The organism is Colwellia sp. BRX8-9, from assembly GCF_014077245.1.
In the GTDB taxonomy this organism is placed as follows: domain Bacteria; phylum Pseudomonadota; class Gammaproteobacteria; order Enterobacterales; family Alteromonadaceae; genus Colwellia_A.
This window is the reverse complement of the sequence record NZ_JACGVN010000005.1, coordinates 33,603-47,211: the sequence shown is the minus strand read 5'-3', so window position 1 is coordinate 47,211 and position 13,609 is coordinate 33,603. Positions and strand designations below refer to the sequence as shown.

Below are 13,609 nucleotides of genomic sequence, written 5' to 3'. Positions count from 1 at the left end.
TTTAATGTAATAGCAAGAAGTGCCTAAATTCATCTATAAAAAAGCCGCTCAGTTTACCTGAACGGCTTGGCTAATTTAAATATGTTTAACTTTACTATTTAATTAGAAACTATAACGAGCAGTCAGTGTAATTCTACGTGGAGCTTGGTAGTTTACCGGTGTCGTATAGTTAGGGTTAGGCAGTCTCGATGAAGCCGAGCCTACGTCACCTGTTTCATTGTATTCAGTGACTTCTTGAAAGTTAAAGGCATTTCTGACATTGACTTTCACGGTTAAGCCATCAACATATTCCGGCTTATATGTTAAACCTAGGTCAACATTTTTAACCCATGGAGTACGGCCTTGATCGCCACGATTACCTAAGACACCACCACAGTAAAACGATGAAGCACCGTAATTAGCTAAACCGCCAGCATCAACACCTAACTCATCTCTAAGTTCGTCAAGCGGAATAAAACCAACACAGTTTCTTGGACGACCAGATTGTAAACTGAAATTAGCAGATACTGAAATCTCATCATTAACTTGGTATGCACCAAAAGCTTTAAAGGTGTGACGACGATCATTGGGTAAAGCACCATAGGCACCATGCTGAAATAATGCATTATCAATGTCTTGTGTTAAACCTGCATCCTCTTGCTCTAGAGTCGAGTTAACATAACCTTCTGAGTTACCTTCACTTTTAGCTAAAGTATAAGAGCCCTGCAAGAACCAACCGTCAGCAAAAGGCTTCTCGAAAGTGAATTCTAAAGCTTTATAAGTACGTTTGTATTTTTCTAGGCCGAAGTATTCTTCAGGAACACTTTCTACGTCGTAATTACCGTCATTGTTAAGATCCAGCGCAATAGAAAAATCATTACCTGGGTTCATCATCATACAGCCAGCCATTGATTTATAATCGAAATCATTATAACCATTGTCTGTTGCATAATCGATAAATGGCTGATGAGAACAGTAATCATCCATGCCATCTTTAACTTCACGGTAAATAGCCTTGGCACCTAAAATCCAGTCATCAACCTGCTGTTGATAGCCAAGAATAAATTCATCTTGATGCATAGGTTTTAAGTTTGTTGCCGCTACGGTTCTTGAATCAGGCGCTTTCTCATCACCGTTAGAGTTTCTTGTACCAATAGCGTCGCCCACTTTATCAGGAGCAGCAGTGATTGGATTTTCATCAGCACTGTCTACATAAAAGTACTCTTCATAGCTCCATTCAGTGCCTGCAGCACGAATATTTGTATTAGCCGCGATTGGCATAAAGTAACGCCCGGCAGTACCGAAAAGTTTTTTGTTACCATCGCCATCCATATCCCAAGAGAAGCCCAAACGCGGCGCCAATTCACTGTCAGATTTAACAAATGAATCGCCATCACCGTTGCGGTTTTCAAAGCCTTCAGAACGTAAACCTAAGTACACCATCCACTCATCAGTAACTTGCCAAGTGTCTTCTATATAAAATGCTGTGTTTTCAACTTCATAAGAAGCAGAACCCGTATTACTTTCTCTATGGCGAATATATTCTTCACCTGCTGTTACAAATGCACCATTGACGCTTTGTCCGCCTGCTCCGTCAACATCTTGAGCTACATGCCAGCGCCAGTATTCGCCACCTGTAAAGGTAGTGCCTCGTTTAGTCGAGGTAAATTTCTCTTGGTCATAACCGACACGAAGTGTATGTTCACCTAGAATCCATTCTGCGCCTAAACGTAAAGAGTCGCGTTCATCAGTATCAGAAGCGATCCCAGCTTCAGGCACAGTACTTTGGCCTTGAGCAATACCCCAACAACCAATGCTTTGTGAACTTGAAGGTGTTTCACGGCGATCGAATACTAACTCACATTCAGCGCCAGGGCCGATATCAGGGTTACGCGTTTCTAGTTCATTGGTCATGTTGCCCCAAAGAACACTTACTGAGAAATCATCAGTTAAAAATCCGGTATAGTTAACGATAGTAACATCGCCACCTTTGGTGATCTCATAAGGGTCAGCAGCTTCACCATGAGTCCCAGTGTAATACATACCTTCAGGGTTACTGTATGAGGTAAATTCTTGTGTTTCTTCATTATCGATGTAAGTCATCTCTAATAAATGGTCGTCTGAGATATTCCAATCAAGCTTTAACAAGTACATTGGTGAGTCGTCTTTCATTGTCTCACTTGTTTGTTTGCCAAAGGTATTGCTTTCATCATCTTGGCCTTCAAATAAGCCAAAAAAGAATAGTTTATCTTCAACAATAGCGCCTGATGCATAGGCATTATAGGATAAAGAGTCAAATTCATTAGCTGAGCGGAATGAAGAATAACGGTTAGAGTATTCTAAATCAGGATCGCGAGAAGTAACATCTTTGCCATCTTCTCTAAAACTTGCTGGCGTAGATTCAATTGAGCCACCAAATTTCCATTCATTTGAACCACGTTTAGTTACTAAACTAACAACGCCACCTAATGAACGACCGTATTCTGCGCCATAACCACCGGTGCGAACTTGTTGCTGTGAAACAGCATCATAAGGAAGGTCAGCAAAAGAGGTAAAGTTACGAATATTAGTAACATCGAAACCATTAATAAAATAACCATTTTCAGCAATTGACGAACCACCAAAAGAGGCCGTATTACCATTTCCTAAACCAGAATCACCTGCTGTTGCTCCAGGAGCTAACAAAGCAACTGATGTCAAATCTCTTGCTACCGGTAATAAGTCTATTTGCTCAGCAGTAAAGACTGAAGTCGATTCTACCGATGTGGTATCGATACTAACTAAAGAATTACCCACAATAGAGATAATTTCAGAAACTTCTGTAAAATCAACATTACTGCCCTTACCAATAGCGACTAAGATGTTTCGAGTATCTACACCATTGTCGACAGTATATTTGCCTGTCGGCAACTTAGAAAAGTTAAAACGGCCATCTTCACCAACAACAACAACGCGTTTAAAACCTGTCGCTGGGTTCTGAATTGTTACACTTTTACCCTGAATGGCTTTACCGTAAATAGAGCCACTAACATTATCGGCAAAAGTCATCGGAGACGCAGCTAAACATGCCCCAACTGCGATAGCAGCTAACGAGCGATTAAAGCTTCGCTTTATATTTGAATTTTTCATTATTATGTTTATCTCCAGTATTTAATAATTATTATTTGAACAAACCAAAAATGTTACAAAAAAGTAACACCTTATTGCATTCTTACCCAAACAAAGTGACTTTACAAGCATAGTACGAAAAAAGCTGTAGAAAGTACTCAGCAGAATACTCTGATACTGTTGGCATTAGGATAACTTTGATTACCGCTATACAATTTTATTAGCATCTAGATTAAAAAGTTAATATTTACCTTTATTAACAACAAGCTAATAAATATTTAGACGCAGTTGTTTAATAAAAATAATAAATTTTTATTAAACAACTGAAAAAATACCACATAAAAATCAACTTCAACGATTGTAAAAGCAATGAAATTATGGATATTAGAGTTAAAACCCCACTAAACTTCACACTTAAAAATAACATCCTCGTACTTTTAACAAAAAAATAACAATTAGGTAAAATCCGATAAAAAGACAAAATATAAAACTAGTGTAAAGTGTGAAATCAAATCACATGCTTTCAATAAGTCAATTATCTCTTAAACAGAGTTGAGTGTAATTTAGAAAGTAGACATTGATAAACAGAAATAGGGCATTGATTGACGAACGTCATTCAATGCCCTATTCTTTAAATATCAAGGATTTAAATTATTAATATATTCAATTAATAATTTTGGAAAAAAACAACATAAAATATTAAGTGATTTCCTAATAAAGCTTACAAACTGGTTTCAAATCTCTCCCCATTTCGCTTCACGTTTATCAAAAAAAGCACAAACACCTTCCTCACATTCCTCTGAAAGCATCGCTGCAACCATGCTTGCGCCAGCATGAGCAAAAGCAGTTTCAATTGGCATTTCTAGTTGCTGATAAAAGGCTTCTTTACCCGCTTTTATACCGATGGCAGATTTACTGGCAATTTTTTGTGCCAGCTTTTCTGTTTCTTCCAATAGAAAATCAGTAGGTACTGCACGATTAATTAAACCAAAACGTACCGCGTCTGCTGCTGAAAAAAGATCGCCTGTTAACGCTAATTCCATAGCATGTTTGCGGTGAATATTTCTTCCAATGCCTACCAAAGGTGTACTACAAAAAGTACCGATATTAACGCCAGGGGTACAAAACTTAGCATTTTCACTGGCAATCGCTAAGTCACACATTGACACTAACTGACATCCAGCTGCTGTTGCAGTGGCTTGCACACAAGCAATAATTGCTTTGGGTGATTTTACTAATGACATCATCATGTCTGCACAACTATTTAAAACGTCGTTAACACGCTGTTCGCGCGTTAACGGGTCATCTAACGTTCTACCACTCATTTCTTTTAAGTCATGACCTGCCGAAAATACTTTACCAGAGCCGGTGATCACAATAACTTTTACTTCACGGTCATTGTTCGCTAAGGTTATTGACGATTTCAGTGCCGAGATCATGGCTGAAGAAAGTGGATTTCTTGCTTCAGGTCTATTTAATGTTAGCCATAGCACTCGACCTGACATCCGAGATAAAACATAGGGCTGTGCTGAGTTACTCATCACTTTACCACCATAGTTGCGGGCATTTTTACAGCGATCACCGTCCCTTTTGCACAAGTAACCCCCTTAGCTGAGACAGTAACTTCTACGATTATTTTTCGTTCTTTTACTTCAACAAATGTGCCTATTAGTTCAAGTTCAACCGCCTGAGGCGTTGGCGCTAGATAATTAATATTCAGCGCAGCAGTAACAAAACGTAGCGCAGGAGAGCTGCCCATTTCTCGATCTTCACACTGATACGCCATGGCAGAGGCACTTCCTGTGCCGTGACAATCAATTAATGACGCAATTAGACCACCATAAACAAAACCAGGGATCGCTGTGTGGTAAGGCTCAGGGGTAAAATGAGCAATTGTTTTCTCACCAGACCAATAACTTTTTAACTGATGCCCCTCGGGGTTATTGGTGCCACAACCATAACAATGACTTAAATCGTCTGGGTAACACGCTTGAAATGCTTTGCTGTTCATATTTATTCCTTAAATTAAGAGAGCGTTCTCAAATCATCAATAACTTTGCCATCATCTTTTAATTGCTTTAGTGGTAATAATTCCACATTACCTGATAATTTGGTAATAGACTTTAGGCTTAACGAAATAGCTAATACCAGCGCGGCTTCTTGCTCAATCGAATAGTTTTCATGGTTAATTTCACATTGTAAAAGCATACTGTCATTAAAGTTTTCACTGGTGATCAACAAACGAACCTTAGCAATTTCAGTATGGGCTTGGCGTACTCGTTCAATTTGAATAGGATGTACAAACATCCCTTTTATTTTAGCGGTTTGATCAGCACGACCTAACCAGCCTTTAATACGTTTATTGGTGCGACCACAGGCACTTACTCCTACTTTTATGGCTGATAAATCACCGGTTGCAAAACGAATTAGTGGGTAATCTTTATTAAAATTAGTGATGACCACTTCACCTACTTCACCATCAGGCAAGGGCTCTGTTGTGCCCGGCCTGACAATCTCAACAATAATATCTTCAGCAATAATTAACCCATCAGACTGCGCACTTTCATAAGCAATTAAACCCACATCTGCTGAGGCATAGGCTTGCAAAGTTTCAACCCCTCGTGCTTGTAATTCACCTCGCAAGCCCTCGGGTAAAGCCTCACCCGTTACTAAAGCTTTAGAGATACTAGAGATGTCTCTATTTTGTTGTTGAGCTTTATCTAATAATATTTTCAAGAATGAGGGTGTGCCGCAATAGCCTGAGGGCTTTAAATTTTCAATTATCTCAAGTTGCTGTTCCGTTTGTCCTGGCCCCGCGGGTATAACAGCACAACCACAAGCTTTCGCGCCCGAGTCCATAATAAAACCGCCCGGCGTAAGATGATAAGACAAGCAATTTTGTATACGGTCTCCTGCGCGAAAACCAGCCGCATAAAAGGCACGACCCATTCGCCACCAATCATTACCATCACCTTCTGGGTCGTTTATCGGCCCTGGTGATTGAAAAATTCGCCCAATATTAGCTGACTTAGCATCTAGACCCGCAAAAATAGGTTGTGCTTGTTGCAAAGCAATTAAGTCTGATTTATGCATTATCGGCAATGAAGCAAGTAAAGCTCTAGAGCTTATTTTTTCAAGGGTAATATCAGCCAGCTTATCTTGGTAATACGGGCATTGGCTTTGAGCAAACAGAAGTTGCGCGGGTAATTGCCCAAATAATGTGTTTTCTCGCTGCAGTTCACTTTGGTGTTCTTTGTCATCATAGAAGCTATTCATATCGTTGTTCATTCCTTAATATTATTTGCGGGTCTTATTATTGAAAAAATCACAACCAACGTTTACGACGCTTATAAGACTTAAGATTCTTAAAGCTTTTGCGGTTTTCATTACCACCGCCTAAGTAGAATTCTTTTACATCTTCATTATTTAGCAATTGATCTTGCGTGCCATCAAGCACTATTTTTCCTGACTCCATAATGTAGCCATAGTCTGCTGCTTTGATCGCGTAATTGGCATTTTGCTCAACCAGCAGCATAGTAATACCTTGGTCACGATTGATTTTTCCAATAATATCGAACACTTCTTTCACTAAAAGTGGTGACAAGCCCATGGAAGGTTCATCAAGACAGATCATTTTAGGGCGCGCCATTAATGCTCGACCTATCGCTAACATTTGTTGCTCTCCTCCTGACAAATAACCTGCTAATCCGGTACGTTCTTTTAAGCGAGGAAAATAGTTATAGACCATTTCGATATCTTGATTAATTTTTTTGTCATTGCGGGTATATGCGCCTAATTTTAGGTTTTCAAGTGACGTCATATCTTCAATAATACGTCGGCCTTCCATTACCTGAAATAGACCACTGCGCACTACGTCTTCAGCATTTTTACTGTCAATACGCTCCCCCATAAAGGTAATGTCGCCGCGAGTAACTTCACCTTTTTCACTTTTCAACAAACCTGAAATCGCTTTTAAAGTGGTCGATTTACCAGCACCATTTGGCCCCAATAAAGTGACGACATCCCCCTCAGGAACATCTAACGAAACTCCGCGTAAAACTTGAATGACGTCATCGTAAACAACTTCAATATTATTCACTGACAATAGCGGTTTAGCTGTTGCTATTTTAACTGCAGGTTGTGACATAAATACTCCGTAAAACTTCATAAAGACAGACGCTTAATTATTTCCTGCCTTTATGAGGCTAAAATAAATAAAAACTAATGAAAATTAGTAACCTAACCAATCATCACGACGATCTAAAGTAACCGACGTCACTTTTTCAATTTTTATATCACCGTCGTTATAATTACCTTTATAGATGTTTACTTGGTTAACGCCTCGGTGGTCTTCATTAGTCCAGTTAGCGGCTAAACAAACGCCCTCTAAACCTTTTGGAACCCAGTCAGTATTTGCGTACATACCCTTTTTAATATTTTCGCCGGTAATGCCGCCATTGTCTTTCGCCCACTCCATCGCTTCTTTCATAAAGTAAGCAGAGCAAACACCGCGCATATAGTGATGTGAACGTGATTCATTTCCTGATTCATCAGACATTTTTGAAATTTCGCGTACTAATTTCATACCTGGGACGTCGTCTGTCCAAAAAGGTGTCATGGTGGGGAAGATATAATCTTTAATACCTGGTCCTGCCGCTTGGAAAACTTGTTTATCGCCTCCCCAGATATTCGACATAAATTGAATATCTGTGCCTATGGTATTACATGATTTAATCAAGGATTGAACTGACCCCCCTAAGTTACCTATGTAACCATAATTAGATTCTGAGCTTTTTAAACTCAGACACTGTGCTTTAAAGTCACCGGGCTTCATTGAAACAACAACCGGTGGTTGCACATCAAAACCGAGCTCTATCGCATATTCTGCACAAGCGGCTTTGGGTGCATTAGGGTAAGGGTGATTAGCACCAATATGGGTAAATTTAGGTTTGCCTGAGCTACCTTTTGTTTTCCAATCTTGTGCTGCCCATTGCACTAATCCCCGACAAGCGTCTGAGTATGAGGCGCCATAGAAAAAATTATAAGGTGCTGGTTTTTTAGTCTCTGGGTTTTTGCCTGTTGGGTCAGTTAAATGCCCAGAGTAGGAAGCTGAAAAAACAGGGACTTTGTCTTTAGCAACAAAAGAAATTAACGCTTCGGTGTCAGCAGTACCCCAACCTTGCATCGCGACCATTTGTTTACGTGACTTCCACTTTTTATAATTAGAAATGGCTTGTGGCACTTTATAAGCATAATCAACAGTTTCAAATTCAAGCTTGGTCCCTTTTATGCCGCCATGCTCATTAATATAGGCTAATGAATCACGTACGCCGTCAGCATATACTTTACCTACAAAAGCGGTTGGTCCAGACATATCAGCCAAATGCCCCACAAATACTGAATCTTCTGACATTGCTTGTCCACTTGATCCTAATACCGCACACGTAATAATTGAACGCACTAATAGTTTTTTCTGCATGGTAATAATCCTTTTGTAATGTGATTGGCTAATACAATTACTGTAGTTGCCATTATTATTTTTTAGTTTATTGAGCCAGCAAGTAAATCTCACTGGCTTTTTATTCTCCCTGATACTTAAGCTTTAATAAGCAAAAGGGTAAAATTTCCAGTAATTTTTAATTTGAGCCCAGCGATGCGCTAAACCTTCAGGCTCGAAGATTAAGAACAAGATAATCACTAAACCAATGGCCATTTCTTTAATGAAAGCTAAACCATCAATCACCATAGGAATATTTCCCCAAGTGGTTTCTTTCATCATGCCAACCCCACCAGCAAGAAATTCAGGTAATAACACCATAAAAATCACCCCCATCATGGTGCCTTTCACTGAACCTAAGCCGCCGATAATAATCATCGCTAAAAATTGAATGGAAAGAAAAATAGTGAAGCCTTCAGCCGACACATAACCTAAATAGTGCGCATATAACGCACCACCAATACCCGCATAAAAAGACGATATACCAAATGACAACAAACGATATTTATTTAATTTAACGCCCATTATTTCAGCTGATAAATAATGGTCGCGTACCGCAACAAAAGCTCGACCATCTCGACTTCTTATTAAATTACAGCCCCAAATAAACATAAAGACAAAAGCAAATAAAGCGATGTAGTAAAAGCTTTGGTCTGTATCAAAAGCGTAACCAAATAAATTAACAGGCTCTGCCATTGAACCTGAAGACCCTCCAGAAAACCAATCAGCTCGAGCAAAGAAATCTTGAAGAATAAACTGAGCAGACAGCGTTGCTATCGCAAGATATAAACCTTTAATTCTTGCTGCAGGCATACCAAACATCATGCCCACAGCCATCGTTAAAAACCCAGCTAAAGGTATACAGAGAAACACGGGGATCTCCATTGACATATTTAGCCAGGCTGATGCAAATGCACCAAAACCAAAGAACGCACCATGGCCTAAAGATATTTGCCCGGTATAACCAACCAAAATATTTAGTCCGAGTGCTGCAATGCCTAAGTACGACATTTGAATCAGTAAACTTAGAATATAACCATCAAAAAATAGCGGTACTGTAATTAAAAACGCGACAGCGATAATTGCCATAATTCTAATGTTTTTTGTTTCGAAAATAGTATTATCTTGTTTATAACTAGTGCGAAAATCTCCGCACGGGCGCATCGTTAAACTCGACATAATTTACTCCTTAAACTGGTTTGCTAAATGAGTGTTCTATTTAACTGCTAGCAACAACTCATTAATGAATAATCCTATCAATGGCTATATGCGTTCAATATCTTTTGTGCCGAATAAACCGTAAGGTTTAAACCACAAGATAATTAACAACACATAAAAAGGAGCGATGTCGTACATGTTGCCAATATGGAAGTATTGACTGTCAAAGAACTCAGCAACATTTTCTAAAACACCAATAAACAATCCACCAACGATGGCACCAACAATAGAGTCAAGCCCACCAAGAATTACCGCTGGAAAAACCTTAATACCCATAATAGATAACGAATCTGAAACACCGTTGACTAAGCCAATAACAATACCGGCAGTTGCTGACACCGTAGCAGCAATTCCCCAGCTCATCGCAAAGACGCTTTTTACCGATATACCCAAACTTTGAGCTACTTGTTGATCAAAGGCAGTCGCTCGCATCGCTAAACCATGTTTTGAATATTTGAAGAAAAAGAAGAAAGCCAACATCACAAATAAAGCAATACCGGTACTCAGCAAATAAGCCACTTCAACATTTAAACCAAATATTTCGATACTTTGCTTTTCAAAGACCTGTGGGTAACTTTGTGGGTTTAAGCCAAAAATCCACTTCATTAACGCTTGAAAGAACATGGACAAACCTATCGTGATCATAATGACTGAGATAATGGGCTCGCCGATCATCGGTCTAAGCACAATCATTTGCAGCAACACACCAAAACCTGCCATAAAAAATAACGTTAAGAAGAACCCAACGATAAAGGGCAGTTCCATGTAAATTAAGAATGCCCAACACACCCAAGCACCAATCAGTAAAAATTCACCTTGAGCAAAGTTAACTATTTGTGTTGATTTATAAACCAGCACAAAACACATCGCGACAACGCCATATAACAAACCGACAATCAGGCCATTAGTAATTAACTGAAATAGAAGTTCAAAATTCATGATGCTTTCCTCTGTTCATGTGCAGATGGGGCGCAGACATTGTTTTTATTAGATAATGTTGCGACCTTTAATTGAGTTTGGATACGCGTTTTACCGCCATCTTGGAAGGTGATCACCGTATCAACATCAACATATTCTTGGTCATCATAGATAGAGCTAATGATGTCGCCATACTTGTCAGCAATGACTGAACGCCTAACTTTTCGAGTACGTGTTAACTCGCCATCGTCTGCATCAAGTTCTTTGTAAAGTAATAAGAATTTATTGATTTTTTGTGCATCGGGTAGTGTCTCATTAACCTTTGAAACTTCTTCAGTTAGCTTTTGATAAACTTCCGGTAACGCAGACAAACTGGTGTAGTTGGTAAAGGATAAACCTTGTTGCTCAGCCCACTTAGAAACGATACTAAAACGTATACAAATCATCGCCGACAGGTAAGGTTTGTCTTTACCCAAAATAACCGCTTCGCCAATAAAAGATGAGAATTTCAATTTGTTTTCAATATATTGCGGAGAGTATTGGTCGCCATTACTGGTTTTGGCTAAATCTTTAATACGGTCAATAATAACCAGGTGGCCTGATGGTTTAAAATAGCCAGCATCACCCGTGTGCATCCAACCATCTTTTACGTCATCGTCGTATGCTTTTTGATTATCAATGTACCCCGTAAACATACCAATTGTTTTGCCAAGGACTTCGCCAATACCTTGAGTATCTTCATTAATTATTTTTACATCGGCGCAATCAAAAGCAACACCGACGCTGTCATAATCAATGTCATTTTCTTGATGTACCGTATAAGCACCACACAATTCAGTTTGTCCATAAAGTTGACGAAGCGGCACCCCAATCGTTTGGAAAAATCTAAAGGTATCAGGTCCCATAGCAGCGCCACCTGTTGCGGCAGATTTTAAGAAGGTAAAACCTAAACGATCACGGAGTGCTTTCATTAATAGTACGTCAGCCAACCAAGACTTTTCTCCTTTTGCTTGCGCGCTTTCGGCTAACTTCATCGCGTAATTAAAGATTTTTTGTTTTAGCGGTGTAGAGTCCATCATTCTTGAAGTCACGTCCGCTAAAATACCTTCCCAAACTCTAGGCGCCAGTAAAACAAAGCTTGGGCCTATTTCGCGAAGGTCTGCCATTAATGTTTCTTGCTGCTCAACAAAATTAACAATTTGGCGAGCAATTAATGCCTGACCTACCGCATAAACCTGCTCCATGATCCAAGGTAAAGGCAGTACTGAAACATAGTTATCACCAGGCTGACGAGGGTCAGCACGTAAATACGATGAACAATGTTTGACAAAATTACCACCCGCCAACAAAGCAATTTTAGGCTTAGACGTAGTACCAGAAGTTGTGCAATAAATCGCGGTGTTTTCAGCTTTCGTGGCGTTAACGAGTGCTTCATATTTATCCGGTGATGCTTGGTCTATTGTCTGACCTTGTTTGTAGATGTCTTCAATACTGACTAACCGAGGATCATTATATTTACGCATACCTCGCGGATCACAATAAACAATGCATTTCACATCAGGTATGCCATCACCAAGCTCTAAAAGCTTATCGCATTGCTCTTCATCTTCAGCGATAACAACGGTCGCATTACTTTTATTGAGCAGATAAATTACTTCTTCATGAAGCGAGTCTTGGAAAATACCAATGGAATAACAACTCATTGCGTGTGCAGCGATTTCACCCCAAACCCATTCAGGGCGGTTGTCACCCAGCAAAGCAATCGCGTCACCGGCTTTAATACCACGTTCACCCAAAGCGATCGCTAACCACTTCACACGATTTTGGTAATCAACCCAACTAAATTCATTCCAGATCCCAAACTCTTTTTCTCGCATGGCGATATCATTGGGCCAATTTTTTGCATTTTCTCGAAGTATCTTTGGGAAAGTATCGAGTGCACCCATATCAAAATCATTGGTTATACTCATTATCCAACTCCTTGCAAGTCTTCGAGTTCATCATCTTCAACGCCTAAATAAGCACGTTTTACATGTTCGTTCGCCATCACTTCTTCGGGTAAACCGCACATCAATTTTTTACCAAAGTCGAGTACCATCACTTCATGTGAAATATCCATAACCACACCCATGTCGTGCTCTATCATCACAACTGTAATGCCAAACTCTTCGTTAAGATCTAAGATATAGCGCGCCATATCTTCTTTCTCTTCTAAGTTCATGCCCGCCATAGGCTCATCAAGTAAAATGAGTTGCGGGTTCAGCGCCATCGCTCGAGCAAGTTCTACCCGTTTTCTAAGGCCATAAGATAAAGTGCCCGCGACTGATTTTCTGATATGTGATATTTCTAAAAAATCAATAATCTCTTCAACATAACGTCGATGTTCTAGTTCTTCTTTTTGTGCTTTAGATGCCCAATAAAGAGGGCCCGTGATCCAGTTATTTTTCAACAAATGATGGCGACCCACCATAATATTGTCTAACACAGACATATGCCCAAATAAGGCTAAATTTTGAAAAGTACGTCCCATACCTAAATCAGCACGGTCATTAGGACGTAAGTGAGTAACTTCTTGATTATTTAAAGCAATAGAACCACTGTTTGGACGGTAGCGCCCTGAGATACAATTTAGCATTGAGGTTTTACCCGCCCCATTTGGGCCGATAATAGAAAAGATAGCGCCTCGTGAAACTTCGAAGCTGACATCAGTAAGTGCTTTAACACCACCGAAAGCTAACGATATTTGATCAATTTTGAGTATTGGTTCAGACATACTCACACTCCTGATAGATAATTTTTGTCTTTAGCCGTTTTTTCAAAAATAATGAAAGAGTAACCACTAAAATAAAAGGTGATCTGGTATTTAGCACTGAGCAAAATAAAGATCCT

At 39.5% G+C, this 13,609-nt stretch carries 10 protein-coding genes; all 10 read right to left on the bottom strand.

Annotation, left to right across the window (positions count from 1 at the left end):
* Window positions 1-102: 102 nt before the first annotated feature.
* A complete protein-coding gene (locus tag H4J70_RS05550; protein WP_182250752.1) occupies window positions 103-3,108 on the bottom strand; it encodes a TonB-dependent receptor in 3,006 nt (1,001 codons plus the stop codon).
* A gap of 713 nt (window positions 3,109-3,821) precedes the next feature.
* Window positions 3,822-4,628: an enoyl-CoA hydratase gene (locus H4J70_RS05545; RefSeq protein WP_182216641.1), complete on the bottom strand. Its 807-nt coding sequence runs from the start codon at window positions 4,626-4,628 to the stop codon at window positions 3,822-3,824.
* The gene (locus H4J70_RS05540; RefSeq protein WP_182216640.1) at window positions 4,628-5,098 is read right to left on the bottom strand and encodes a PaaI family thioesterase; all 471 of its coding nucleotides are present in this window, start codon (window positions 5,096-5,098) and stop codon (window positions 4,628-4,630) included. The genes H4J70_RS05545 and H4J70_RS05540 overlap by 1 nt, the downstream gene beginning before the upstream one ends.
* Window positions 5,099-5,112: 14 nt before the next feature.
* Entirely contained in the window at window positions 5,113-6,363 is a 1,251-nt protein-coding gene (locus tag H4J70_RS05535; protein ID WP_182216638.1) for a phenylacetate--CoA ligase family protein, read from the bottom strand.
* A gap of 49 nt (window positions 6,364-6,412) precedes the next feature.
* Window positions 6,413-7,234, bottom strand: coding sequence for an ABC transporter ATP-binding protein (locus tag H4J70_RS05530; protein ID WP_182216636.1), 822 nt, complete (start codon window positions 7,232-7,234; stop codon window positions 6,413-6,415).
* Window positions 7,235-7,318: 84 nt separating this feature from the next.
* Window positions 7,319-8,566 (bottom strand): ABC transporter substrate-binding protein, encoded by a 1,248-nt coding sequence (locus tag H4J70_RS05525; RefSeq protein ID WP_182216634.1) that lies wholly within the window; start codon window positions 8,564-8,566, stop codon window positions 7,319-7,321.
* 123 nt (window positions 8,567-8,689) lie between these two features.
* Window positions 8,690-9,763: a branched-chain amino acid ABC transporter permease gene (locus H4J70_RS05520; protein ID WP_182216632.1), complete on the bottom strand. Its 1,074-nt coding sequence runs from the start codon at window positions 9,761-9,763 to the stop codon at window positions 8,690-8,692.
* An 84-nt stretch (window positions 9,764-9,847) separates the two neighbouring features.
* Window positions 9,848-10,741, bottom strand: coding sequence for a branched-chain amino acid ABC transporter permease (locus tag H4J70_RS05515; RefSeq protein ID WP_182216630.1), 894 nt, complete (start codon window positions 10,739-10,741; stop codon window positions 9,848-9,850).
* Window positions 10,738-12,690 (bottom strand): long-chain fatty acid--CoA ligase, encoded by a 1,953-nt coding sequence (locus tag H4J70_RS05510; protein ID WP_182216628.1) that lies wholly within the window; start codon window positions 12,688-12,690, stop codon window positions 10,738-10,740. Before H4J70_RS05510 ends, H4J70_RS05515 begins: the two co-directional genes overlap by 4 nt.
* Entirely contained in the window at window positions 12,690-13,493 is an 804-nt protein-coding gene (locus H4J70_RS05505; protein WP_182216626.1) for an ABC transporter ATP-binding protein, read from the bottom strand. The genes H4J70_RS05510 and H4J70_RS05505 overlap by 1 nt, the downstream gene beginning before the upstream one ends.
* Window positions 13,494-13,609: the final 116 nt, after the last annotated feature.